This is a genomic window from Streptomyces sp. NPDC001594, assembly GCF_042893675.1.
Lineage (GTDB): Bacteria > Actinomycetota > Actinomycetes > Streptomycetales > Streptomycetaceae > Streptomyces.
This window is the reverse complement of sequence record NZ_JBIAVB010000001.1, coordinates 633,846-658,302: the sequence shown is the minus strand read 5'-3', so window position 1 is coordinate 658,302 and position 24,457 is coordinate 633,846. Positions and strand designations below refer to the sequence as shown.

17 protein-coding genes are annotated in these 24,457 nt (G+C 75.3%); 9 read left to right on the top strand and 8 right to left on the bottom strand.

Annotation, left to right across the window (positions count from 1 at the left end):
- Nucleotides 1-52: 52 nt before the first annotated feature.
- From ACFY0O_RS03270 to ACFY0O_RS03245, 6 genes are all read right to left on the bottom strand, one after another.
- Nucleotides 53-844, bottom strand: coding sequence for a crotonase/enoyl-CoA hydratase family protein (locus ACFY0O_RS03270; protein WP_388942125.1), 792 nt, complete (start codon nt 842-844; stop codon nt 53-55).
- A 182-nt stretch (nt 845-1,026) separates the two neighbouring features.
- Nucleotides 1,027-2,172: a galactokinase gene (gene galK, locus ACFY0O_RS03265; protein WP_388942122.1), complete on the bottom strand. Its 1,146-nt coding sequence runs from the start codon at nt 2,170-2,172 to the stop codon at nt 1,027-1,029.
- Complete coding sequence (gene galT / locus ACFY0O_RS03260; protein ID WP_388942119.1) at nt 2,169-3,200, bottom strand: galactose-1-phosphate uridylyltransferase; 1,032 nt, start codon at nt 3,198-3,200, stop codon at nt 2,169-2,171. The genes galK and galT overlap by 4 nt, the downstream gene beginning before the upstream one ends.
- A 129-nt stretch (nt 3,201-3,329) precedes the next feature.
- Nucleotides 3,330-5,441: a DUF11 domain-containing protein gene (locus tag ACFY0O_RS03255; protein ID WP_388942116.1), complete on the bottom strand. Its 2,112-nt coding sequence runs from the start codon at nt 5,439-5,441 to the stop codon at nt 3,330-3,332.
- 88 nt (nt 5,442-5,529) lie between these two features.
- Entirely contained in the window at nt 5,530-7,605 is a 2,076-nt protein-coding gene (locus ACFY0O_RS03250; protein ID WP_388942113.1) for a hypothetical protein, read from the bottom strand.
- Nucleotides 7,602-9,158, bottom strand: a complete 1,557-nt coding sequence (locus tag ACFY0O_RS03245) for a DUF11 domain-containing protein (RefSeq protein WP_388942110.1) — start codon at nt 9,156-9,158, stop codon at nt 7,602-7,604. The genes ACFY0O_RS03250 and ACFY0O_RS03245 overlap by 4 nt, the downstream gene beginning before the upstream one ends.
- A gap of 260 nt (nt 9,159-9,418) precedes the next feature.
- Here ACFY0O_RS03245 and ACFY0O_RS03240 point away from each other — a divergent pair, with 260 nt between their 5' ends.
- Complete coding sequence (locus tag ACFY0O_RS03240; RefSeq protein WP_388942107.1) at nt 9,419-10,657, top strand: acetyl-CoA carboxylase biotin carboxylase subunit family protein; 1,239 nt, start codon at nt 9,419-9,421, stop codon at nt 10,655-10,657.
- A gap of 11 nt (nt 10,658-10,668) precedes the next feature.
- Here the strand turns inward: ACFY0O_RS03240 and ACFY0O_RS03235 are convergent, their stop codons facing one another.
- Nucleotides 10,669-11,637 (bottom strand): glycosyltransferase family 2 protein, encoded by a 969-nt coding sequence (locus tag ACFY0O_RS03235; protein ID WP_358895356.1) that lies wholly within the window; start codon nt 11,635-11,637, stop codon nt 10,669-10,671.
- Nucleotides 11,638-11,866: 229 nt separating this feature from the next.
- Here ACFY0O_RS03235 and ACFY0O_RS03230 point away from each other — a divergent pair, with 229 nt between their 5' ends.
- The 4 genes from ACFY0O_RS03230 to ACFY0O_RS03215 are packed head-to-tail and all read left to right on the top strand — an operon-like array spanning nt 11,867 to nt 18,897.
- Nucleotides 11,867-13,144, top strand: a complete 1,278-nt coding sequence (locus ACFY0O_RS03230) for an FAD-dependent oxidoreductase (RefSeq protein WP_388942104.1) — start codon at nt 11,867-11,869, stop codon at nt 13,142-13,144.
- A complete protein-coding gene (locus tag ACFY0O_RS03225) occupies nt 13,141-14,973 on the top strand; it encodes an aminotransferase class I/II-fold pyridoxal phosphate-dependent enzyme (protein ID WP_388942102.1) in 1,833 nt (610 codons plus the stop codon). The genes ACFY0O_RS03230 and ACFY0O_RS03225 overlap by 4 nt, the downstream gene beginning before the upstream one ends.
- A complete protein-coding gene (locus ACFY0O_RS03220; protein WP_388942100.1) occupies nt 14,973-17,459 on the top strand; it encodes an HAD-IIIC family phosphatase in 2,487 nt (828 codons plus the stop codon). The genes ACFY0O_RS03225 and ACFY0O_RS03220 overlap by 1 nt, the downstream gene beginning before the upstream one ends.
- The gene (locus tag ACFY0O_RS03215; RefSeq protein ID WP_388942098.1) at nt 17,452-18,897 is read left to right on the top strand and encodes an SDR family NAD(P)-dependent oxidoreductase; all 1,446 of its coding nucleotides are present in this window, start codon (nt 17,452-17,454) and stop codon (nt 18,895-18,897) included. The genes ACFY0O_RS03220 and ACFY0O_RS03215 overlap by 8 nt, the downstream gene beginning before the upstream one ends.
- Before the next feature lie 8 nt (nt 18,898-18,905).
- Here ACFY0O_RS03215 and ACFY0O_RS03210 read toward each other — a convergent pair whose 3' ends face one another.
- Nucleotides 18,906-19,655 carry an HAD family hydrolase gene (locus ACFY0O_RS03210; protein WP_388942095.1) on the bottom strand — a complete coding sequence of 250 codons (750 nt, stop codon included), beginning with the start codon at nt 19,653-19,655 and terminating at the stop codon, nt 18,906-18,908.
- A 59-nt stretch (nt 19,656-19,714) separates the two neighbouring features.
- On the opposite strand from ACFY0O_RS03210, the gene ACFY0O_RS03205 reads away from it, so the two are divergent.
- The 4 genes from ACFY0O_RS03205 to ACFY0O_RS03190 are packed head-to-tail and all read left to right on the top strand — an operon-like array spanning nt 19,715 to nt 24,430.
- A complete protein-coding gene (locus ACFY0O_RS03205; RefSeq protein WP_388942092.1) occupies nt 19,715-21,619 on the top strand; it encodes an amino acid adenylation domain-containing protein in 1,905 nt (634 codons plus the stop codon).
- Nucleotides 21,616-21,864 carry a phosphopantetheine-binding protein gene (locus ACFY0O_RS03200; protein WP_358895349.1) on the top strand — a complete coding sequence of 83 codons (249 nt, stop codon included), beginning with the start codon at nt 21,616-21,618 and terminating at the stop codon, nt 21,862-21,864. The genes ACFY0O_RS03205 and ACFY0O_RS03200 overlap by 4 nt, the downstream gene beginning before the upstream one ends.
- Before the next feature lie 12 nt (nt 21,865-21,876).
- Nucleotides 21,877-23,196: a condensation domain-containing protein gene (locus ACFY0O_RS03195; protein WP_388942088.1), complete on the top strand. Its 1,320-nt coding sequence runs from the start codon at nt 21,877-21,879 to the stop codon at nt 23,194-23,196.
- Nucleotides 23,189-24,430: an MFS transporter gene (locus tag ACFY0O_RS03190; protein WP_388942085.1), complete on the top strand. Its 1,242-nt coding sequence runs from the start codon at nt 23,189-23,191 to the stop codon at nt 24,428-24,430. Before ACFY0O_RS03195 ends, ACFY0O_RS03190 begins: the two co-directional genes overlap by 8 nt.
- The last annotated feature ends 27 nt before the right edge of the window (nt 24,431-24,457 follow it).

The window sequence follows — 24,457 nt, the reverse complement described above, 5'->3', positions numbered from 1 at the left end:
CCCGCGCCCGCTCCGGGGCGGGCGCGGGGCCGGGTCGGGGCGCGGCGGCCGGTCAGCCCGTGAAGGAGCCGTGCCGCCCGGCCCCCGACGCGAAGCGGGCGGCGCCCGCGAGGGTCTCGCCCGCCGCCAGGGGCACCGTCCCGTGCCGCAGCTCGTTGGCCAGGGCCTCGGGCTCGGGCAGCCCGTGCTGCTCCCGGACGGAGAGCCGGTCGTGGCGCAGGCACAGCTGCGGGAATCCGGCGATCTCCCGCGCGAGCTCCTCCGCCGCCGCCCGGGCCCGCCCCCGCGGGACGAGGCGGTTGGCCAGCCCGATCGCGTGGGCCTCGGCGGCCGGGACCGGCCGGCCGGTCAGGATCAGGTCCATGGCCCGGCTCTCGCCGATCAGGCGCGGCAGCCGGACCGTACCGCCGTCGATGAGCGGCACCCCCCAGCGGCGGCAGAACACCCCGAAGACCGCGTCCTCCTCGACCACCCGCAGATCGCACCACAGGGCCAGCTCCAGCCCTCCGGCCACGGCATGGCCGGAGACGGCCGCGATCACCGGCTTGGTCAGCCGCAGCCGGGTCGGCCCCATCGGCCCGTCCCCCTCCGGCTCCACCCGATTGCCGCGCCCGGTGCCGACGGCCTTGAGGTCGGCGCCCGCGCAGAAGGTCCCGCCCTCGCCCCACAGCACCGCGACGGAGGCCTCCCCGTCCGCCTCGAACGCCCGGAAGGCGTCGGCCAGTTGCCGGGCCGTCGGCCCGTCCACGGCATTGCGGGCCGCGGGCCGCGACAGCACCACCGTGGTGACGGGCCCGTCCCGCTCGACACGGACGGCGGGGGTGGCGGCAGCGGGTTCGGTCATGGCGGCATTCTCGCGGGCGGACCACCCGTTGACCAGCTCCGGCCGGCTGCCCGACCTCGGCTCAGCCGAACCGCCGTCGGGCCGGGGGAAATGAGGACGGCCGGCCCCGCCCGGGCCCCCCTCTCAGCCGAACCGCCGTCGGGCCGGTCGAGAGAACGACAGTCCCCGCCCGGCCCCCCGGCTCAGCCGATCCGGCGCGCCCCCGCCGACGGCACGGCCTCCAGCACCGCCGGGGGCCCGAAACCGGCCCTCGCGAAGGCCTCCGTCACGGCCGCGGCGACGGCCGTGGCGCCCTCGGCGCGGACCAGGGCGATCACCGAGCCGCCGAAGCCGCCCCCGGTCATCCGGGCCCCCAGCGCGCCCGCCGCCACGGCCGACTCCACCGCCAGGTCCGTCTCCGGGCAGGAGACCCCGTAGTCGTCCCTCAGCGAAGCGTGACCTTCCGTCAAAACAGGTCCCAGCGCCTCGGGTTCGCCGGTCTCCAGCCGCTCCACCGCCCGGCCCACCCGCGCGTTCTCCGTGACCACGTGCCGGACCAGCGGCGCCAGCCCGGCCGGCAGCCGCCCCAGCGCGCCGGGCAGCTCCGCCTCCCCGAGGTCGCGCAGCGCGGGCAGCCCCAGCAGCCGCGCCGCGCGTTCGCAGCCGGCCCGCAGGGCCGCGTACGCCCCGTCCGCCAGGTCGTGCTTGACGCGCGTGTCGAGCACCAGCAGCCGCAGCCCGTGCCCGGCGAGGTCGAACGGCACCTGCCGCACCTCCAGGCTCCGGCTGTCCAGGTGCAGGGCACCGCCCTCGGCGCAGCACACCGAGGCCATCTGGTCCATCACCCCGCACGGCACCCCGGCGAAGGCGTTCTCCGCGTACTGGGCCACCCGCGCCAGCTCCGGCCGCTCCAGCCCCAGCCCGTACAGCTCCTCGTACGCGACGGCCACCACGCACTCCAGCGCGGCCGACGAGGACAGCCCGGCCCCCGTCGGCACCGTGCTGTCCAGGTGCAGGTCCGCACCCCCGGCCGGCAGGCCCCGCTCGCGCAGCGCCCACACCACCCCGGCCGGGTAGCGGGCCCAGCCGGAGACCGTGCCCGGGGCGAGGTCCGCGACCCGCAGCTCGGTGATCCGCCCGTCGCCCTGGGCGCTGTGCAGCCGCAGCAACCCGTCGGCGCGCCGGCGCACGGCCAGCACGGCGGTCTGCGGCAGCGCCATGGGCAGGGCGAAGCCGTCGTTGTAGTCGGTGTGTTCGCCGATCAGGTTGACCCGGCCCGGCGCCGCCCAGACCCCCTCGGGAGCCGGACCGTGGATCCGCGCGAACTCCTCGCGCACCCGCGCGTTCACCCGGCCTCCCGCAGCCGCAGCGCCGCCGTCTCCGGGGCCACGTCGTTCATGAACGCGTCCATCCCCGACTCGGTCCCCGCCAGGTACTTGAGCTTGTCGGCGGTCCGCCGGATCGTGAACAGTTCCAGGTGCAGGGCGAGTTCCTCCCCGCCGCGCAGCGGGGCCTGGTGCCAGGCGGAGATGTACGGGGTGGGCCCGGCCGCCGCCCCGAAGAGCCGGTCGAAGCGGCGCAGCAGGTCCAGGTACAGTCCGGGGAACTCGGCCCGCTCCGCCTCCGCGAGCCCGCGCAGGTCGGCCACCCGGCGGTGCGGGTACAGGTGGACCTCGTAGGGCCAGCGGGCGGCGTACGGGACGAACGCCGTCCAGTGCTCCCCGGCCAGCACCACCCGCTCGGTGGCGGCGCGGGCCTCGGCGAGGAGGTCCTCGAAGAGGTTCCGCCCGGTCGCGGCCCGGTGCGCGGCCGCCGCCGCGAGGTGCTTCGCGGTGCGCGGGGTGGGCGTGGAGAAGGCGTAGATCTGGCCGTGCGGATGGGGCAGCGTGACGCCGATCTCCGCGCCGCGGTTCTCGAAGCAGTACACCTGCGCCACCCCGGGGCGGGCGGAGAGCGCTGCGGTGCGGTCGGTCCAGGCGTCCAGCACCAGCCGGGCCCGTGCGGGGGTGAGACCGGCGAAGGCCGCCTCGTGCTCGGGGGTGAAGCACACCACCTCGCAGCGCCCGGCGGCGCCGGACAGGGAGGGGAAACGGTTCTCGAAGACGGCCACCTCGTAGTCGGCGGCCGGGATCTCGCTCTGCCGCCCGTCCCGTGAGGGGCACAGCGGGCAGGCGTCGGCGGGAGGATGGTAGGTGCGGGTCTGCCGGTGCGCGGCGATGGTGACCCAGTCGCCGGTGGCCGGGTCCCGGCGCAGCTCCGGGCTGCTCTCCACGCGGTCCGGCGGGCGCCGGTCCGGGGCGCTGCGGTCCGGGCCGGGGGAACTGTCGTAGTAGACGAGTTCGCGGCCGTCCGCGAGCTCGGTGACGGTCGTGTACACGTCCTCGCCTGTCTGTCGGGGGAGTGCGCGGGGCGAACGGGGGCCAGGATATGGCCGCCCGCCGCGCCCCGTCCCACCGGGCCGCGGGGCACGGGGCGCGGGCGGCCGCGCCCCTCCCGCGTCCGGGCGTCAAGGCGTGGTCTTGCCCACCTCCAGGTCGGCGGTCGGGTGCTTGACCCGGCCGCCCGGCGGACCCGCCGGGGCACTGGTGTTGTTGTCCGTCTTCGGGTCGCGGGTCAGCGCCGAGACGGAGGCGGTGTTGCGGATGTCCGTGCCGTCGCCGGTGTAGTTCGCGTCCACCTTGACCTTGATCACCCAGGTCACCGAGGCGCCCGGGGCCAGCTTGGGCAGCGGGCCGCAGGTGACCGTGCGCCCGGACGAGCAGCCGGGGTCTCCGGAGACGAAGCCCAGTTCCGTCGGCAGGGTGTCGGTGACGGTGACCTGCTCGGCCTGCGAGGGACCGTTGTTGACCACGGTGATGGCGTAGTCGAAGGTCTCGCCCGGGGCGATCGGGTCCCTCTGGACCGCCTTCTTGGTGATGGCGAGGTCCGCGGCCGGGGCGGCCACGCTGCCGCCGGGCACAGTGGCGGTGTTGGAGTCGTTCTCGCTCGCCGGGTCGATGTTGTCGGCCGTCACCCGCGCGGTGTTCTTCAGGTCGCTGCCGTCGCCGTTGTAGGCGGGGTCCACCTTGACCGTCAGCAGGTACTCGACGGTCTCGCCGACCTTCAGCGGGGTGGCGCGCCGGCAGGAGACCACGTGGCCGGAGACCTCGCAGCCGGCCGGCGAGGAGTTCACGTAGGACAGGCCCTCGGGCAGGCTGTCGGTGAGCTTGACGTTGAAGGCGTCGGCCGAGGGGCCGTTGTTGGTGACGCGGATGCGGTAGTCGAATACCTCGCCCGGGATCGGGGACTTGCCGCCCAGGGCCTCCTTGGTCACCGCCAGGTCGGCGGTCGGCTTGTTGACCCGGCTGCCGGGCAGGCCCGCCGGGCTGCTCGTGTTGTTGTCCGGGCGCGGGTCCTCGGTGGTGGAGGTGGCCGTCGCCGTGTTGCGGATGTCGGAGCCGTCTCCGGTGTAGGTGCTGTCCAGCCGGACGGTGAACCGCCAGGTCTTGGACGCCGCCGGCTCCAGTACGGCCACCGGGGCGCAGGTGACGGTGCCGTTGTCGGCCCGGCAGCCGTCGGGGGAGGAGACGAAGGCCAGCTGGGCGGGCAGTCGGTCGGTGACCGTGGTGTTCAGGGCCCGGGAGGGGCCGTCGTTGGTGGCGGTGACCACGTACGCGAAGGTCTGCCCGGGGGCGATGGGCGTGTCGGTGGCCGGCCGCTTGGAGGTCCACACGTCGGCCTGCGGCTCGGTCACCCCGCCGGGCGGCAGCACGGGCCGGGAGGTGTTGTCGGCGGGCTCGGGGTCCTTCGAGGCGGAGGAGGAGGTCGCGGTGTTGCGCAGGTCGCTGCCGTCACCGGAGTAGGCCGGGTCCAGCTTCACCTTGAACGTCCACACCACCTCGGCCCCCGGCACCAGCCGGGCCAGCGGGCCGCAGGTGACGTTGCGCCCGGAGGCGGAGCACGGGTCGGCGGAGGAGACGAACGCCAGCCCGTCCGGGAGGGTGTCGGTGACCGTGACGTTGCGCGCGTCGGAGGGGCCCTTGTTGGAGGTGCGGACCTCGTACTCGAACTCCTGGCCGGGTACCGTCGGCCCGGAACCCAGCGGGGTCTTCACGGTGGCCAGGTCCGACACCGGGTCGAACGGCCCCGGCGGGATGACCGGCTTGGGGGTGTTGTTGTCGGGCGTCGGGTCGGTGGCGTCCGAGCTGCCGGTCGCGCTGTTGCCGAGGTCGGAGCCGTCGCCCTGGTAGGAGGCGCTGAGCCGGGCCTGGAAGGTCCAGCTCTTGCGCTGGCCCACCCCGAGCTGCGGCTCGGGGCCGCAGGTGACGGTCTGCGCGGCGGCGGTGCAGCCGTCGGAGGAGCCCACGAAGGTGATCCCGCCCGGGAGGTGGTCCCGCGCCGTCACGTTCCGGGCCACCGAGGGGCCGTGGTTGGTGGCGGTGAGGGTGTACGTGATGATCTCGCCGGGGGCCCGGACGGTGCGCGCCGTCACCTCGATGTTCGCACCCCCGGGGGAGGCGGCGTACCGGCCGGCGGGGACCGCTGCGGCCACGGCGGGCGGGGCGGTCCACAGGGGTGCCGCGCAGATCAGCGCGGCCAGGGCCCACGCGGCGGGCCGCCGGCCGGGGGTGGTCGTCATCGCATCTTTCCGTTCGTGGGGAGTCGGCCGTACAGGGGTGTACGGAAATCGGGGGTGGGGGCAGGGCAGGGCGGGGCGGGGCTCCGGGTCAGCCCGCCGTCGCCTGTTTCGCCAGCTCCACGTCCGCCGTGGCCGGGCGGACGGCGCCGCCCGGCGGGCCGGCCGTGCCGCTGTCGTTGCCCGGTACGGGGTCGGCGGTGTCGGACGAGGCGGTGGCGGTGTTGGTGAGCGCCGTGCCGTCGCCCTCGTAGGCGGGGTCGAGGCGGACGGTGAAGGTCCACGACACGCTCTCGCCCGGCGCCAGTTCCGGCTGCGGGCCGCAACTCAGGGTCGCGCCGGCGGCCGTGCAGCCGTCGGCGGGGGAGACGAGGGCCAGGGAGGGCGGCAGCGGGTCGGTGATCCTGACCCGGCGGGCCGTGGAGGGGCCCGCGTTGCGCACCGTCACCCGGTAGGCGAAGGTCTCCCCGGGCGCGACCCGGGTCCTGCCGGTGGGAGACTTCAGCGTCGACAGGTCGGCCCGGGCGGCGGCGGTCCCGCCCGGCGGCCCGGCCGGCAGGCTGGTGTCGTTCACGGACTGGGGGTCGGGCAGGGCGTGCCGGACGGTGGCCGTGTTGCCGAGGTCGCCGCCGTCGCCCTGGTAGCCGGGCGCCAGCCGGACCCGGAAGGTCCACGAGGTGCGCGCGCCGGCGGCGAGGGCCGCCCGGACCGGACAGGACAGCACCCGGCCGTTCGCGGTGCAGCCGTCGGGGGAGGAGACGAAGGCCAGGGGCGAGGGCAGGGTGTCGTCGATCGTGACGGCGGTGGTGTCGGAAGGGCCCAGGTTGCGGGCGGTGATCCGGTAGTCGAACTCCTCGCCGGGGGCGACCGGCCCCGTCCCCAGCCCCTCCTTGGCCACGGACACGTCGGCGCGCGCGGTGACGGTGACGGTCTCGGCGGCGGCCGTGTTGTCGGCGGGGTTGGTGTCGGTGCGGTCGGCGGGCGCGGTGACGGTCGCGGTGTTCGCCAGGGTGGCGGGCTGGGCCGGAGCGGCGCCGGTGATCGTGTAGGTGACGGTGCCGCCGCGTTTGAGGTCGGCCGTGGTGTCGAGGACGTTGCCGCTGCCGGACGCCCGCCCGCAGGCGCTGCCGGTCTCCGCGCGGCAGGTCCAGGCCACGTCGGTCAGGCCGGGGACGGTGTCGCGGACGGCGGCGCCGGTGACGTCGTTGGCCGCGCTGTTGGAGACCGTCACCGTGTAGGTGACGGGCCTGGCCGCGGCCGGGACGCTCGTGGTGTTCACCGTCTTCCTGACGGACAGGTCGACCGGGACGTTGATCCTCAGCTCGTTGATCTCGTGGTAGTTGGTCGCCCCGCCGGTCCCGGCGGAGAAGCCCACCTTGAGGGTGGAGGGGAGTGCGGGCTGGCCGGAGATGCCGGTCACGTCGAAGTCGGTGATCAGCCGGGCCATGTCGGTGCCGGGGCCGCTGTCGGACCACACCGACAGGAGCATCTTCGTACCGCTGGGCAGCAGCGAGACGCGTACGGTGCGGTTCTTGGCCCGGCTTCCGGTCTCCACCGTGGAACCGGGCGGGTCGGCGGCCGTGCCGTACCGGTAGCCGGTCGTGCCGTTGCCGCCGCCGCGCACCACGATCCGGTTCGGCTGGGCGCCGGGGCCGCCGTTGCCCGAGGAGAAGTTCCCGAACTCGTCGATGCCGATGCCGAGGTAGGCGCCCGGGACACCGGCCCGGCTCCCGCAGCCGCTGCCGGAAAGCGCGCAGGCGTAGCCGAGGGAGCCGCCGCTCGCGCCCGTCCCGTCCGCCGCCGATCCGTCGGTCAGGTAGAAGGACAGGCCGTCGCCCCGCTTGCCCTCGAAGGCGGTGCCGCCGTAGGTGGCGTAGGTGAACTCGGCGACGATGCCGAGGGCGGAGGAGAAGGAGTCCTTCATCTTCCAGGTCCCGGCCTGGCTGTTGCCGTTCGAGGTGAGGCGGAGCCAGCCGGGGTCCGGGTAGGAGGCGTTGCCGGTGGCGGTGCCCGAGTTGGCGGAGCTGTCGAAGGGCTCGTAGACCGGGAAGGACACGGCCCGGGGTGCGGCGCGCCCGGGGGCCGGGTCCGCGGCGGCCGGCGGGGCGGGCAGCACGAGCCCGGCGGCGCAGATCAGGGCCACGGCCGCCCGGCGCGCCCAGTTCACGGGGAGGTTCCCGTACGGCGGCCCCGGCGGGCGGCGGCGGCCGTGCGCAGCACCGCCCCGGCGGCCACGAGCCCGCCGGCGGCCCACATCAGGGCGCCGGAGGCCGGGGAACCGGAGTCGGCGAGGTCCCCGCGGCCGTGGTGGTGGTCGTCGTCCGGCCGTCCTTGGCCGTCGTCGCGGCCCTGGTCCTGGCCGTGCTCGTGGTCGTGCTCGTGGTCGCGGGGGCAGTCCTCGCCGTGGTGGCCGCCGTCGTGGTGCCCGTCGTGTCCGTCCCCGTGCCCGCCGTCGTGCCCGCCTCCGCCGTCGCGGCGCAGGCACAGGGGCCCGCCGCCCGGGGCGGTCGTCCCCGGCCGGTTGGCGTTGTCGGAGAGGTCGGGGTCGAAGCTCGCCGAGGTGACGCGGGCGATGTTGTCGAGCGGGGCGCAGTCCCGCCGCGGCGGGTTGGCCCGGTCGTCGCCGTCCGCCACCCGCACGGTGAACCGGAACTCCGCGCTCTCCCCGGCGGCCAGCCGGTCCACCGCCGGGCACACCACGCGCCGCCCGCCGTCCGGCGCGGGCTCGCAGTCGTCGGGGGAGGAGAGCAGGACCAGCGGGGCGGGCAGCAGGTCGGTGACCCGTAGCTGGCGGGCGGTGGCGGGGCCCTGGTTGCGCACGGTGATCCGGTACGTGAACTTCTCCCCGGGCCGGACCCAGGTCCGGCCGCGCTCCAGCAGGGCCGTCTTGGTCAGGGCGAGGTCGGCCGTCCGCGCGTTGGGCGGGATCTTCAGACCGGTCAGCGAGGTGGTGTTGTTCCCGGCGTCGGGGTCGGCGGTCTCCGCGCCGACCTGGGCCTCGTTCACGATGTCCGAGCCGTCGCCCTCGTACGAGGCCGCCAGCCGGACCGTGAGCACCCAGGTGTGCGAGCGTCCCACCGGCAGCAGGGCGAGTGGCCCGCACCGCACGTCACGGCCCTCGGGCGCGCACCCGTCCCGGGAGGAGACGAACTCCAGCGCGGCGGGCAACCGGTCGGTGACGACCACCTGCCGGGCGGCGGACGGGCCGTGGTTGGTCACGGTGACGGCGTACTCGAAGGTCTCCCGGACCGTTTTGCGCACCGGTGCCCCGGCGACGGCCCGCAGTGCAGCGGCCACCTCCAGATCCGCCCCGGCCTCGACGGCTCCCGCGCCGCCCCCGACGGCTACGGCCCCGGCCTCGACAGCTCCCGCGCCGCGCCCGACGGCTCCCGCCCCGGCCTCGACGGCTGCCGCGCCGGCCCCGGCCGTGGCCGCCCCGTTCCCGGCGGTCGCCCGGCCGGGTGGGGCAGCGTCGCGCTCCGCCGCGCCGGGCGCCTGGGCGGCCCCTTCCGCGCGGGCCCCCACGGGTGCGGACGGCCGCGCGGCCGCGTCGGGAGCCGGCGCGCCGGAGGCCGCCGACGGTGGCACCCCAGGCACCCCGGGCACGGCCGCCGCCGCCGGCGGGGTGACGGAGAGCAGCAGGCAGGCCGTACCCGCGCACACGGTCAGAAGGCCCCGCACATGCGTACGGCCCGCGGGACCCATGGAGACGCTCGGCATCGATCACCCTTCACACGGCGCGCTCACGGCCCGAGGACCGGATCAACGCGGTCATCTCTTCACACTTTCCCGCCGTGTGGAGCACCGTCAGTGATCATGTACCGCCTCCGGGTGATCATGTTCGCCCCGTCGGCCCTGCCGTCCGGCCCCCTTACCGGCGGGCCGCCGCACCCCGTCCGGGCCCGGCGGTGGACACCCGGTCGGCAGCGCCTCGACGAGCGCTCAAGGACGCGCCCAGGACCGCTGCCTAGCGTGGCCGGATGCGCACACTGCCTCTTCTCGCCGTGGTATTCGACCGCGGGTCGGCCGGTTCCGTGGAGATCCTCGCCTCCGCCCGCAAGCTGTGCTCCGTGGTGTTCGTCTGCGACGAGGACCTCCCCGGCTCGGGCGGCGCCGCCGCCCGGCTCGCCGAGGTCGCCCGGGTGCTGGACGTCACCGGTCTCTCGCCGGAGCGGCGCCGCGCGGCCCTCCGCGAGCTGCGCCCCGACGGCATCACCACCTTCAGCGAGTACCGGCTCGCCGCCACGGCCGAGCTGGCCGAGGACTGCGGGCTGACCTTCCACCCACCGCACGTGGCCGCCGTCCTGGTCGACAAGGAGCGGCAGCGGACCCGGCTGCGCGAGGCCGGGGTGCAGTCGACGCGCTGCGTCGCGGTGCGGACCGCGGCGGAGGTGCCGGCGGCGCTCGCCGAGGTCGGGCTGCCCGCGGTCGTCAAACCCCGCTCCGGGGCGGGCAGCGTGGACACCTGCCGGGTCGACAGCGCCGAGCGGGCCGTGGCGGTGGCGGAGGAGTTCCTGGCCGGCGGCGGGGCGGAACTCGTCCTGGAGGAGTACCTGGAGGGGGACCCCGACGCCGCCGGACCGGGGTTCGGGGACTACGTGTCCGTGGAGTCGGTCAGCTCCGGCGGCGCCGTCCGCCACGTCTGCGTGACGGGGAAGCTGCCGCTGGCCGAACCCTTCCGGGAGACGGGCATGTTCCAGCCCGCCGCGCTGCCCGGGCCGCTGGCCGAGCAGGTGCTCGCCCTGACCGGGGCGGCGCTGCGCGCCCTCGACGTCACCGACGGGGTCACCCACGTGGAGATCAAGCTGACCCCCGACGGCCCCCGCCTGATCGAGGTCAACGGCCGCATGGGCGGCTACGTCGGCCCCCTGCTGCGCCGCTCCACCCGCTTCGACCTGCTGCGGGCCGCGCTGCGCGCCGCCCTGGGACTGCCGCTGGAGGTGCCGGAACTGGACTTCCCCGCAGTGGAGTTCGTCTACTTCCTGACGCCTCCCGCCGACGCCGGGGCCGCCCTCGCGGGGATCCGGGGGCTCGACGAGGTGGCCGCCATGGAGGAGGTGTGGCAGGTCAAGGCCGACCCCGGCGCCGGCCGCACCCCGCACTGGCGCGCCGGCACGGAGGGCCACCTGGGCACCGTCCACGGCACCGCCGCCGACCACGACCGGCTGCGCGCCGCCGTCGGGGCCATCGGCGCGGCCATCCGGCTGGACTACGCCTGACCCCAGCTCCGCTACAGCGGGATCGTCGGGTCCAGGGGCTCCCGCAGCCGCCGTGCCACGAGCCCCCGTACCGGCGTCGCCAGCGGCGCGAGGTCCCACCAGTTCCGCGGGAACATCAGCCGGAAGAGCCGCAGGTTGCGCAGGGCCACCGCGGTCGGCCGCAGCGGTACGCAGGACACCAGCAGGGCCGTCCGCAGGGCGCGCAGCTGGTGCGCGGGCCGCCGCGAGACCAGCAGGGTCTGGGCGAAGGCGTTGCGGTAGGCCCACCACATCATCTCGTGCCGCTCCGCGCCGATCTGCATGCGCGTGTTCGGCTCGCCCGCGTGCGGGTCGGCGGAGTGGGCCAGGTCGGCGGAGAGGTGGTGCAGGCGCGGGTAGCGGTCGGCGACCCGCCACAGCAGGGTGCCGTCCAGGCCGAGGCCGTGGGTGAACTCGAAGGGCAGGTTGCTCGGCAGCTCGTCCTGGAAGACCTCCAGCAGGTCGGTCCGGCGCATCAGCGTGCAGGAGGCGCTGACCGGCACCTGGTCCTCGACCGTCGCCGAGCGCACCAGGAACTCCAGCGAGGACATCCGGCCCTCGCGCCGCCGGTAGAAGGTCTTCGGCCGCTCGTAGTGCCACGTCATCGCCGTGAACACGAAGCCGACGGCCGGATCCCGGTCGAGGACCTCCACCGAGCGGGCGACCGCCTCCGGCGATATCCAGTCGTCGGAGAACAGCAGCTTGACGTATTTCCCCTCGCTCAATTCGAGTGCACGCCGCCAGTTCGCGACCCGCGGCAGCAGTTCGTCATTGCGGTACGCGCGCACCCGGGCATCGGAATCGGCCAATTTCCTGATGACGTCCCAGGTGTCATCCGTGCTCGCATTGTCGACCACGACCACTTCAATATCGCTATACGTCTGGTCGAGGGCGCTGCGTATCGCGCGCTCCACTTCCACGGGCCGGTTGTACACCGGCACACAGATGCTGACCTTGGCCACCGCACGCTCCCTTTCGTCGAGTGGCACATTCAAGCACAGGATTGTCAACGGCCCGTGGGGGCACGGTGTATGACCATTGGGGAAGCCCTCGACAATTGGTCTTGACAACCTGTTCACCCCGTGTTTGGTTTATTCGGCGATCAGTCCAGAAAATCCCGGCCCAACTCGTCGTTTCGCACGGACGGTTATGCGGCGGGACCTGTTGACCACGTTCTTGGGGGAATCTCTCTTGCCGTCTGCCGACCAGTACTTCGGCCTGGTGTTCTGTGGTGGAGGACCCGCAGCGCTCGGCCCGATCATCGCCGCCGCTCGCTCCGGCCGCCTCGACGCGCTGCTCGACCGGGGCGTCGCGCTGGTCGAACCCGGACCCGTGGGCCCCGGGGGCCTCGCGCACTACCGCATCGGCGCCAACTCCCTCGGCGGCCCCTTCCTGGAGGGCCTCGACGGCCTCCCCGCCGACGGGCCCTTCGCCGCCCTCCGCGACCTGCCCGAGACCCGGCTGCTGAGGGAGCACGCCGACGCGCACCCGCCGCTGTCGGTGGTCGCGCCCTTCCTCACCCGGCTCGGCGCCGTCGTGACGGGCCTGCTGGAGGCCCACCCGCGCTGCGCCGTGTTCACCGACCGGGCCGAGGCCGTCCGGCTCACCGCCGACGGGGTGAGCGTCACCACCGGCGCCGGCCTCGAACTCACCGCACGCCGTGCGGTCCTGGCCACCGGCGGCCGCCCGCTCGGCGGCTACGCGGACGCCGAGGTGGTACCCGGCCTGGACCTCGCGCCCCACCGGGACAAGGTCTGCCACTCCTCGTCGCTGATCGACGCCCGCCACACCCCGCCCGCCGCCCGCGGCAAGGCCGTCGTGGTCGGCGGATCGCACAGCGCCTGGTCCGCGGTCGACCTGCTGCTGGCCGCAGGGACGGACGAGATCACCGTCCTCCACCGCACCGGCCTGCGCCTCTTCTACGACGGGGCCGAAGCCGCCCGAGCCGACGGCTACGCCTTCGATCCGGTCCTCGACGTCTGTCCCCTCAACGGCCGCGTCAACCGCTACGGGGGCCTGCGCGGCCGCGCCCACGAACTGGCCCGGGCCGCCCTCGGCCTCGCCGGCGCCTCCCCGGCACCGGTACGGCTGCTGCGTGCCGGGGACCCGCGGGACACCGAGGCCGCCCACAAGGCCCTCGCCGAAGCCGACGTCGTCGTCATGGCCAACGGCTTCGAGGCCGACCTGCCGCCCCTGGCCCACGCCGACGGCACGGCGCTCGCCCCCGCCACCGGCCCCACCGGCACGGTGGTGACGGACCGCGGCCACCTCGTCGACGTCCACGGCACCGCCCACCCCCGGCTCCTCGCCTACGGGCTGGGCGCGGGGCTGGCCCCCTCCGCCGACATCGGCGGCGAACCGAGCTACACGCGCCGGGCGGACGGCGTCTGGCTCTACCAGCACGACATCGGCGAAATCGTCCTCGACGACCTGCTGCACGAAGCGACCACGGGGGAGACCCACTCATGAACAGGCCTACCAAGGCCGTCGTCCTGGCCGCAGGGCTCGGCCGACGCCTCGGACTCCACCACGCCAAGCCGCTGCTCCCGGTGGCCGGCCGGCCCATCCTGCTGCGCACCCTCGACCACCTGGCCGCCGCCGGGGTCCGCGAGACGGTCCTCGTCGTCGGCTACCGCGCGGACGAGGTGCGCGCGGCCGTCGGCGAGACGCACGCCGGAATGGCCGTGACGTACGTGGAATCCGACGCCTACCGCACCACCAACAACGCCTACTCCCTGTGGCTGGCCCGCGAACAGCTCGACCGCGACGTCTACCTCGTCGAGGGGGACGTGGTCTTCGACGCCGAACTGCCCCTCGCCCTGGCCGCCGCCGACGCGGAGGTCGCCACCGCCGTGGCCCCGCACCGGCCCGGCATGAACGGCACCGTCGTCACCCTCGACGCGGCCGGCACCGTCTCGGCGATGCTGCTGCCCGCCCAACAGGGCCCCGAGATCGACCTGGCCGGCACCTACAAGACCGCCAACGTGCACCTGCTGCGCGCCCGTTACCTGCGCGAGGAGTTCGTCCCCGCCCTGGAGGCCCTCATCGCCGACGGGGGTCACGGCGCCTACTACGAACTGGTCCTGGCCGACACCGTCAGCGCCGGGCGCTTCCCGCTCCACGCCGTCGACTGCGCACACCTGCGCTGGTACGAGGTGGACGACCTCACCGACCACGCCGCCGCCGAATACCTCTTCGCGGACTCCGAGGACCGGCTCACCCTCCTGGAGAACCTGCACGGCGGCTACTGGCGCTACGACCTGGTCGACCACCGCCTCCTCTACAACCTGTACTTCCCCCCGGCGCCCCTGGTGGACGAGCTGGCCCGGGACTTCCGCGACGCCCTCGTCCACTACCCCGTGGGCCACGGCGCGCTCCAGCGGCTGCTCGGCGCCGCCATAGGCCAGCCCGCCGAACGCCTCGTCGTCGCCAACGGCGCCTCCGAACTCATCAAGATCCTCGGCCGTCTGGCCGGGCGGACCGCGCTCGTCGTCCCCGGGTTCAACGAGTACGAGGCCGTGTTCGACGAGGTGGACGTCCACCGCATCCACCTGCCCGCCCCCGCCTTCACCATGGACCCGCGGCGGGTCGCCGACGAGGCACGGCAGGCCGGCGTGCGCTCCGTGATCATCACCTCGCCCAACAACCCCACCTCGATGGCGGTCCCGCGCGCCGACCTCGTCACCCTCGCCCGGCTGCTGGCCGACGACGGGATCCGGCTCGTCGTGGACGAGTCCTTCGTGGACTTCTGCGCACCCGGGCACAGCCTGGAGCCCGACCTCGCCGAACTGCCCGGCCTGACCGTGGTCAAGAGCATGAGCAAGGTGTACGGCATCGGCGGACTGCGGCTGGGCTACCTGCTGTCGGCCGACACCGAGTTCGTCGCCGACGTCCGCGCCGCCCTGCCCATCTGGAACGTCAACGGCTTCGCCGAGTCCTTCCTGCGCCTGCTGCCCCGCTACCGGGACGCCTTCGCCGCCAGCTGCGACCGGGTCCGCAGCGACCGCGACGAACTCGCCGGCCTCCTCGGCGAGCTGCCCGGCGTCACCGTCTACCCGCCGGACGCCAACTACGTGATGCTGCGCCTGCCCGCAGGCGCCTCCGCCCACGAGGTGGTCCGCCGCACCTTCGCCGAACACGGCATCCTCGTCAAGGACTGCGGCGGCAAGTCCATGCCCGACGGCGACCGTTACCTGCGGGTGGCCTGCCGCGCCCCGCAGGAGAACAAGCGCCTGGCCGAGGCCCTCGCCGAGGTGCTGGTCGGCGAGCCGTACCCGCTGGCCACTGGAGCCTCCTGATGCGCCACGCCCCCGGCCGGGCTCCCGGCCACGCCTCCCGCCGCGACGAGCTCCTGGCCGCGCTCAAGTCCGTCCTCGGCCCCGACGACCGCCTGCTGGTGCTGCACTCCTCGCTGTTCGCCTTCCGCACCCCCGCCGAAGGGCTGCGCGGCGACCTCCTCGCCGCCCTGCGGGCCCTGGTCGCCGAGGGCGTCACGGTGGCCCTGCCGGCCGTCACCTTCGAGTTCTGCCGCACCAAGGAGTACCACCACCGCACCTCCGCCCCGAACACGGGCGTGCTCGTGCAGTGGTTCCTGGACCTGCCCGAGGTGCGCCGGACCCCCCACCCGGTGTACTCGTTCGCGGTGGCCGGTCCCCTCGCCGGCGAACTGGCCGCCTGCCCCTCCGACACGGCCTTCGGCGCCGGCACCGTCTTCGAGGTCTTCGAACGCCACGCCGCGCGCATCGCCACCCTCGGCGCCGACTGGAACTCCTGCACCCAGGTCCACCGCTACGAGGAACTGGAGAAGGTCCCCTACCGCCACCCGATGACGGTGAGCGGCACCGCGGACTTCGGCTCCGGCCCGGTGCCCCTGGACCTGGAGATGATCGTCCGCGACACCGCCCTGGACTCCGTCCTGGACTTCGCCCCGGTCTTCGACCGGCTGCGCGCGGACGGCCTGCTCGCGCGCACCCCGCTGTGGGACGCCGCCGTGGAGGCGGTCTCCGTCACCGACCTCGCCCGGGTCTGCGGGGAGCTGATCGGGGCCGACCCGTACGTCCTGCTCCGCGAACCCCGGGTGATCGAGCACCGGGCCCGCCAGCTGGCCGCGGAGCCCGTGCGGCTGGCCCTGCTCGGCACCCGAAACCTGGAGGTCCTCGCCGCGCAGATGACCGCCGAGGGCCGGCGGATCCTCGGCCGCGCCCCGCACGCCCTCCACGTGCCGGAGTACGGCACCCTCGCCCGCGAGGTCCACGATCCGGGCTCCGCCCTGCGCCGCTTCGCCCCGCACGCCTCCTTCTTCACCGACCGGCTGGAGGACGTCCTCTCCACCGACGCCCTCGTCCCGGGCGACGGCGAACGGCTCGCCGGGGCCGTGGAGCACTACACCGGCCTGGTCGGCGCCTACGCCGCCACCACCGACCGGCCCGTCTTCGTGGTCTCCTTCGCCCCCCTCCAGCCCTCCGCCGCCGACACCGGCCCCCTGTGGCGCGAGGCCGACCGGCTGCTGCGCGAGGCCCTCGACGGACACGACCACGTCCATGTCGTCGACCTACCCGAGGTCGTCGCCCGCGCCGGCGGCGGGCCCCTCGTCGACCAGCGGCTGTGGCTGGTCGGCCGGGTCCCCCACGGGGCGGCCCTGAGCCGGGCGCTGGCCCGCAGGTTCTGGGGGCTCACCCTCTCCGTCACCGGCCGCACCGCCCGCGTCATCGTCACCGACCTCGACAACACCCTGTGGCACGGCGTCGTCGGCGAGGACGGCATCGACGGCATCCAGGTCGGCACCGACCACCCCGGCAACGCCCACGCCCGGCTCCAGCACGCCCTCAAGACCCTGCGCGACCAGGGCGTGGCCCTCGCCGTCAGCAGCAAGAACGACGAGGACCTCGCCCTGCGCGCGATCCGCGAGCACTCCGGAATGGTGCTGCGCGAGGAGGACTTCGTCGCCACCGAGATCAGCTGGCGCCCCAAGGCCGAGGCCATCGCCGACATCGCCGCCCGCCTCAACGTGGGCCTGGCCAACGTGCTGTTCCTCGACGACAACCCCGTCGAGCGGGCCCGCGTACGGGAGTTCCTGCCCCAGGTGATCGTCCCGGAGCTGCCCGAGGACCCCGCCGGGTACGCCGACGCCCTCCTCGACGACCCGCACACCACCGTCTTCAACGTGACCGAGGCCGACCGGCGCCGCACCGAGCAGTACCGCGCCCGCGCCCAGGTCGAGCGCCGGCGCGCCGGCTTCGAGCGGATCGAGGACTTCTACGCCTCGCTCGGCACCACCCTGCACATCAGCCCCCTGACCGAGGGCAACACGGCCCGCGCCGAGCAACTGTGCGCCAAGACCAACCAGTTCAACACCACCACCCGCCGCCACACCCGCGCCGAACTGCGCCGGCTGGCCGCCGCGCCCGACTCGGACGTCCTCGTCCTGGGCGTCGCCGACCGCTTCAGCGCCCGCGAGGACCTGGGCCTGCTGGTGCTCACCCACGACGGCGGCGAGACCACGGTCGACGGCTACCTGCTCTCCTGCCGCGTGCTGGGCCGGGGCGTCGAGGCCGGCGCGCTGCGCTGGCTGGCGTCCTCCCTCGCCGCCGCGGGACGCACCCGCCTGCACGGGCTGGTCGTCCCGACCGAGCGCAACGCGCCCTGCCGCGGCGTCTTCGCGGACGCGGGCTTCGGCCCGGGCGCGGCCGAAGGCACCTGGCGACTGGACCTGACCGGCGAGCACCACGCCCCCGCGTGGCTGGACGTCGCCGACCACACCGAGGCGGAGAACCACCGTGCATGACGTCACACCGGGCGACAGCGCCCACAGCAGCCACACCTTCACGGCCGCCGAGTTCGAGGCCTTCGCCGCCGTCACCGGCGACCACAACCCCATCCACCACGACGCCGCACACGCCGCCGAGACCGAGTTCGAGACCCCCATCGTCCCGCTGATGATGACGCTGGGCCCCGTCTCCGCGCTCATCGGCATGGTGCTGCCCGGCCCCGGAGCCGTCATCCTCGGCACCGCGTTCCGGCCCGTGCGCGCGGTCGCCTTCGACCGGCCCGTCCACTACTCCCTGCGCGTGCTGTCGGTGAGCCCCGCCACCGGCGTCTTCACCTGCCGGGTGCTGGCCTACCAGGACCGCGAGGTCGTCCTCGACGGCGAGGTCCGCACCACCGTGCGCGCCCCGCGCCCGCGCCCCGACGAGACCACCGGCGGCCGGCTGGTCCCGGCCGGCGCGCCCCGCACCGCCGTGGTCACCGGCGCGGCCGGGGACATCGGCTCCGCCGTCGCCCGGGCCCTGGCGGCCCGCGGCTGGGACCTCGCGCTGGTCCACCGCGGCGGCGCCGGGGAGCTCGCCGCGGCGTGCGAGCGCGCCGGGGCCACCGTCCACTCCGTGACCGCCGACCTCGCGGACCCCGCCGCCCGCGAGGCCGCCGCCGCGAAGATCGCCGCCCTGGAGCCGGCCCTCGTCGTGCACGCGGCGGCCGCGCCGCTCACGGCCGGCTACCGTGAGCACCTCGACGTCGGCTACGCGGCCCTGCGCGACCTGGCCGACGCCGTCCTCGACGGCATGCTGCTGCGCCAGCACGGCTGCTTCGTCCTGATCGGGTCGGAGGCCGTCCGCTCCCACCCGCGCGGCTGGTCGGACTACGTCGCGGGCAAGGCCGCCGCCGAGAGCGTGCTGCACGGCATCGACCGCCACCACGGCGCCCACGGCATCCGCTCCGTCGTCGTGGAGCCCGGCTACGTCCAGGGCCGCTACTCGGCCGGGGTCCGCCCGTCCGGCCTCGGGCTGCTGCCGGAGGAGGTCGCCGACATGGTCGCCGCCGAGGCCGCCGACACCGGCGCCCCCGCACGGCGGGTGTGGCTCACCCCGGACGGCACCGTCCGCTTCGCCCTCGACGGGGTCCGCGAGGAGGCGCCGCCGGCCCCCCGCGCCGCCGCGGCCGCACCGGCGGGTGCGCCGCGGACCGCCCCCGGGCCCGGCGGGGACGCCGCACCGGGCGGGGTCGCCGACCGGGTCGAGGCCGCCGCACGGACGGTGCTCGGGCCCGCCGCCGACGTGCGCGGCGGCGGGGTCGGGCTCACGCCCGGCTGGGACTCCCTGGCCCAGCTGCAGATCGTGCTCGCGGTCGAGGCGGAGTTCGGCGTCCGCCTGCCCGCCGCGAGCCTCACCGGCGCGGGCCGCTTCGAGCAGCTGTGCCGGATCGTGGAACAGCGGGCCGGGGCGTGAGCGTGCGGTCAGTTCCAGCAGGGGCAGTCCGCCGGGCGGGCGGAGAACACCCGGTCGCCGCCCGGCTCGGCGGGCACCCGGCCGGGCGGCGGCACCAGGCTGAAGTCGGCCGCCGGGTCGACCTCGTCGAACGAGCCGAACAGATGGGTGCGCGGGAACCAGTCGCCGAACGGCGTCGTGGCCGGGCCGATGCCGATGAACTCGCTGCCCGTGGCCACCGCGGCCCGTACGTCCCACGGCCCGTCGCCCACGCACACCACCCGCTCGAAGCCGCCCCCGGCCCGCTCGACGGCCTGGTGCACGGCCTCGCGCACCAGGTGCCCGCGGAAGGTGTGCTCGCTCGCGGTGGACACCGGCCCGGCCGCGCCCGCCTCCAGGGGGGCCAGCTTGGCCGCCGTGACCTCGCGCAGCCCGCCGGTGGCGAAGGCCACCGCGTACGCGTCGTCGGCGGCGAGGGCCCGCAGGAAGGATCCGGCGCCCGGTATCTCCTCCAGGCCCTCGCGGGCGGTGGCGGCCAGGAAGTGCTCGTGCAGCAGACCGGCGAACCGCCCGCGCTCCGCCTCGTCGGGGAGCCGGCCGGTGTTGCGCCGGAAGACCTCGCCGAAGATCCACGAGTCCGTGTGGTGGGTGTAGCCGCCCCACGCCGAGTCGACGTCCGTGAGCCCGCAGTCCCGCAGTGCGGCCGCGAACGCGGCCTGGTGGGGGGCGACGCTGCGCAGCAGCGTGCCGTCGATGTCGAAGACGATCAGGGTGGTCAAGGACTGCTCCCTCGGTCGGATATCAGCATTTTTCAAGATCGTAGGGGAAGGGGCTGGACATGCCGTCGAGCGTGACCGGGAACGCCCGGGTGGTACGGCTGGACGCGGACACCGTCGCGGCGGCCGGGGCGCTCGCCGGACCGGCCGGCATGACCGCCGAGCGGCTCCTGGGCGCCGCCTGCGCCGCGTTCGCGGCCCGGCTGTGCCGCACCCCGGACGGGACCCTCTCCGCGGGCCTGCTCCGGGCCCCGGCCGAGGGCCCGTCCGCCGTCCGCCTCCCCGACGGGTCGGCGCGGTACGCCCTCGACGGGGTCCCCGAGGACATCGCCGCGGTCCTCGCCGAGCGGGCGGACCGGTTCACCGCCGCCGCGCTCGCCGAGCCCGACCGCCCCCTCGGCGACCTGGACCTCACCGACGGGGCCGACTGGAAGCTGCTGTCGGCCTGGGCCGGCGAGGACGCCGAACCGGTCGCGGACCCCGCGTACCGGATGTTCGCCGACCAGGCGCGCCGGCAGCCCGACGCGGTCGCCCTCGCGGCCCCGGGCACCACCCTGACCTACCGCGAACTGCTGGAGTACGCCGGCGGCATCGCCCGGGAACTCGGCGCGCGGGGGGTGCGCCCCGGCGACGCCGTCGGCCTGCTGTTCGAACGGGGCCCGGAGGCCGTCGCCGCGACCGTCGCCGTGGCGCTGGCCGGGGCCACGGCCGTGCCGCTGGACCCGAACTACCCGCCCGAGCGGCTGCGCCTGATGCTGGAAGGACCCGGCGTCGCCCTCACCCTGACCGACGGCGACGGCGACGGCGACGGCGACGGCCCGCGACCGCCGCTGGGCGCGGCCCTCTCCGTGCGCGGCATCGCCCCCGCCGCCGCACCCCCGCTGCCGCCGGCACCCGAGACCGCCACGGTGATGTACACCTCCGGCTCCACCGGCCGGCCCAAGGGCGTACGGCTCACCCACCGGGGCATCGCCCGCCTCGCCCACGACGCCCGCATCGACTTCGGCCCTGGCGACACCGTCCTGCACCTGGCGCCCGCCACCTTCGACGCGGCCCTGCTGGAGGTGTGGTGCACCCTCGCCCGCGGCGCCCGCCTGGAGATCGCCCCGCCCGGCCCGCTCACCCTCACGGAGCTGGCCGACCTGATCACCGGCCGCGGCGTCACGGCCCTGTGGCTCACCGCCGGACTCTTCCACCAGCTGGCCGAACACCGCCCGGACGCCTTCGCCGGGGTGCGCAGGCTGTTCACCGGCGGCGACGTCGTCTCCCCCCACCACGTCTCCGCCGTCCTCACCCGCCACCCCGGCCTGACGGTGGTCAACGGCTACGGACCCACCGAGAACACCACCTTCACCTGCTGCGGGCCGGTCACCGAACCTCCCCCGCCCGGAGCGGCCACCGTGCCCATCGGCACCCCCGTGCGCGGCACCCGCGTCTACGTGGTCGACCCCGGCGGCCACCCCGTCCCGCCCGGAGTCCCCGGCGAACTGTGGGCGGCCGGCGAGGGCCTGGCCGCCGGCTACCTCGACCGGCCCGAGCTGACCGCCCGCGCCTTCCCGGTGCCCGCCACCGGCCGGCTGCGCGGCGTCCGCTGCTACCGCACCGGCGACCTCGCCCGGTTCCGGCCCGACGGGGCGCTGGAGTTCCTCGGCCGCGAGGACGGCCAGGTCAAGATCAACGGCCACCGGGTCGAACCCGGCGAGATCGAACAGGCCGTCCTGGCCCAGCCCGGAGTCCGCGGGGCCTGCGTCCTGGTGGAGACCGACCCCCTCGGGGGGAAGCGGCTCGCCGCCTACATCGAGGGCGACGACCGGGCCCTGGCCAAGGCCGTCCGCGCGGGCCTGCGCGCCGTCCTGCCCGGCTACCTGGTCCCCGCCCGCTACGTCGTCATCGACAGCTTCCCGCTGACCGCCAACGGGAAGACCGACCGAAACCGGCTGCGCGCCGGAGAATGCGAGCCCCGATGAGCACGTCGTCCGTACGGGAGACCGTCGCCCGGATCTGGTCCGAGGTCCTCGGCACCGCCATCGACGAGGAGTCCGACTTCTTCCTCCTCGGCGGCCACTCCCTGCTGGCCACCCAGATGGTCGCCCGGCTGGAGGCCGCCCTCGGCGTCAAGGTCACCATGCGCGAGGTCCTGGAGTACCCCGAGTTCGGCGAGTTCGCCGACCTGGTCGCCGAGCGCGCCGACACCGACCGCACCCCCGCCTAGGAGCCCGAGCAGATGTCCGCACCACACTCCCTGCCGACCCTGAGCTATCAGGAGGGCCGGCTGCTGATGGACGAGCGCAGCCGCGCCCTGGGCGTGCCCTCCGTCCGCACGATCTCCCAGGCCTACCGGGTCCGCGGCCCTCTGCGGCTGCCCGTGCTCGACGAGGCGCTGGCCCGGCTTGCGCAGCGCCACGAGGCCCTGCGCACCCGCTTCGAGGGGCCCGACCGGCAGACCGTCCACCCCGCCGTCACCCTGCGCGCCGTCTTCCACGACGCCGCCGGGGACGAGGCGGCGGCGGTCGCCCGGGTCCGGGCCGAGGCGGACCGGCCGCTGCCGGCGGAGCGGGACGAACGCCTGCGGGTCAGCGTGGTGCGCGTCGAGGACGAGGACCACTTCGTCGTCCTCGTCTTCGACCACCTGGTGGTGGACGGCTGGGCCCGCGGCGTCCTGACCGAGGAGCTCTCCGCCCTCTACACCGCCCTGGCCGCGGGACGGGAGCCCGCGCTCCCCGAGGTCTCGTACACCTACCGGGACCACGTCCGCGAGCAGAACGGCCTGCTGGCCGGCCCCGAAGGCGAGCGGATGATGTCGTTCTGGCGCGAGCGCCTGGCCGGCTCCGGCGCCATACCGAGGCTGGAGGTCCCCAAACGGGAGCCCGGCGCCGCCCCGGAGGGCGGCTACGAGGCGCGCCGGCTGCCGCAGGGCCTGGTCGACGACATCAGGAAGTTCGCGGCCCGCGAGCGGGTCACGCTGTTCATGCTGGTGCTGTGCGCCCTGGACGTCGCGCTGCGCGAGGCCACCGGGCGCGACGAACAGGCCGTGGCCGTCAACGTCTACAACCGGGAGACGGAGGGCCGCGAGAACCTGGTGGCCCCGCTCGCCGAGCTCCTCGTCGTCCGCAGCGACCTGGCGGGCGCCGGCACCTTCCGGGCCGCGCTGCGCCGGGTGCGCGGGGACAGCCTCGACGCCCAGGAGAACTCCGCCGTCCCCTTCGCCGAGCTGGTCAAGACCTTCAACCCGGACGAGTACGCCGACCCGGACGCCCCCATCGGCGTGGTCCTCAACATGCTCTACGCCCGGCTCCACGGGGCGGGCCTGGACCTGGCACCGGCCGCGACCACCCCGTTCCCGCTGTCCGACGAGGGGTTCCGCCCGCGCAGCGAGCTGATGCTCGTCGGCGAGGCGGGCGGGGACGAGCTGGCGCTGACCGCCTACTACCAGGCCGACCGGTTGCCCGCCGGGTTCGTCACCGGCCTGCTGGACCGGCTCGTCTCCCTGCTGGAGGCCGTCGTGGACGATCCGCTGCTGCCGCTGGACGGCCCCCGTGTCTGAGCGCCGCGACGAGATCCTGCTGCGCGCCGCGTACATCGTCTCCACCTGCGGGGACTGGGTGTTCCGCTTCGCGATGCCGATGCTGGTGCTCCAGCTGACCGACTCGGCCTTCCTGGCCGCCTTCACCTACGCGCTGGAGTTCGTCCCGTACGTCCTGGTCGGCCTGTTCAGCGGGGTGGTCGCGGACCGGGTGGACCGGCGCCGCCTGATGACCGGCTGCGACCTGGCCTCGGCCGTGGTCGTCGCGGGCATCGGCCTGCTGTGCCTGCTGGACAGCCCGCCGGTGTCCGCGGTGTACGCGGCCGCGTTCGTCCTGGCCTGCATGCGCCCGCTGTACTTCCCGGCCTTCCAGGGCTTCCTGATGGAACGGGTGCCCGAGGAGCGGCGGGCGGTGATGAACGCGTGGGTCCAGGGGTCGGAGAGCCTGCTGAACATGCTCGGACCGATCGCGGGCATCAGCGTGGTCGCCTTCCTCGGGCCGGCGGCGGCCAGCGGGGTCAACGCCGTCTCCTTCGCCCTGTCCGCCGTGCTCATCCTGCTCACCGCCGCCGCGCCGGCGACGGCGGCCACCGCCCCGCTGCGCGAGGCGCTGCGCGGCATGGGCCCGGACCTGCTGACCGGGTTCCGGCTGCTGTTCGCCGAACCGGTGCTCCGGTCCGGGACCATCCTGCTGATCCTGACCAACTTCGCCGTGCACGCCGTCGAGGCGAACCTGGTGTACGTGGTCACCGAGGCGACCGGCCAGTCCAGCTTCGTCCTCGGCCTGGTCGTCGCCGCACAGGGCGCCGGAGCGGTGGCGGGAGCGGCCGTCGTGCCCCGGCTCCTGGCGCGGTACAGCGAGGGCCGGCTGCTGACCGTCGGGATGGGCGCGCTGGCCGCCTCCCTGCTCGCCCCGGCCCTCACCGCCGACGTCCGGCTGCTGGCCCCGGCCTGGGCGGTGGCGGGCGCGGCGACCTCGCTGATCGTGGTGGGCTGGTTCACGTACCGGCAGAAGGTGGTGGACGCCGAGTTCATGGGCCGGGTGGTCGCCGTCAACCGGGCCGTCTCCTTCGCCGCGATCCTCCCGGCCGCCCTGCTCGGCGGCTGGGTGGCCGCCGCCTTCGCCCCGGCCGCCCTCTTCGCCGGAGCGGGCCTCGTGCAGGCCCTGGCCTTCGTCGTCACGGCCGCGGGCCTGGTCGGCAGGGCGGGCCGCGGCCCGGTCGCGGAGCCCGCCGCCCGCCAGCCCGTGCCGTGATCGGGCCGCGTGGCCGTCGGGGCTCCC

Coding starts and splice junctions, on each gene's coding strand:
- ACFY0O_RS03245 (WP_388942110.1), bottom strand. CDS start 9,158: ATGCCGAGCGTCTCCATGGGTCCCGCGGGCCGTACGCATGTGCGGGGC.
- ACFY0O_RS03220 (WP_388942100.1), top strand. CDS start 14,973: ATGCGCCACGCCCCCGGCCGGGCTCCCGGCCACGCCTCCCGCCGCGAC.
- ACFY0O_RS03255 (WP_388942116.1), bottom strand. CDS start 5,441: ATGACGACCACCCCCGGCCGGCGGCCCGCCGCGTGGGCCCTGGCCGCG.
- ACFY0O_RS03195 (WP_388942088.1), top strand. CDS start 21,877: ATGTCCGCACCACACTCCCTGCCGACCCTGAGCTATCAGGAGGGCCGG.
- ACFY0O_RS03205 (WP_388942092.1), top strand. CDS start 19,715: ATGCCGTCGAGCGTGACCGGGAACGCCCGGGTGGTACGGCTGGACGCG.
- ACFY0O_RS03270 (WP_388942125.1), bottom strand. CDS start 844: ATGACCGAACCCGCTGCCGCCACCCCCGCCGTCCGTGTCGAGCGGGAC.
- ACFY0O_RS03200 (WP_358895349.1), top strand. CDS start 21,616: ATGAGCACGTCGTCCGTACGGGAGACCGTCGCCCGGATCTGGTCCGAG.
- ACFY0O_RS03225 (WP_388942102.1), top strand. CDS start 13,141: ATGAACAGGCCTACCAAGGCCGTCGTCCTGGCCGCAGGGCTCGGCCGA.
- ACFY0O_RS03240 (WP_388942107.1), top strand. CDS start 9,419: ATGCGCACACTGCCTCTTCTCGCCGTGGTATTCGACCGCGGGTCGGCC.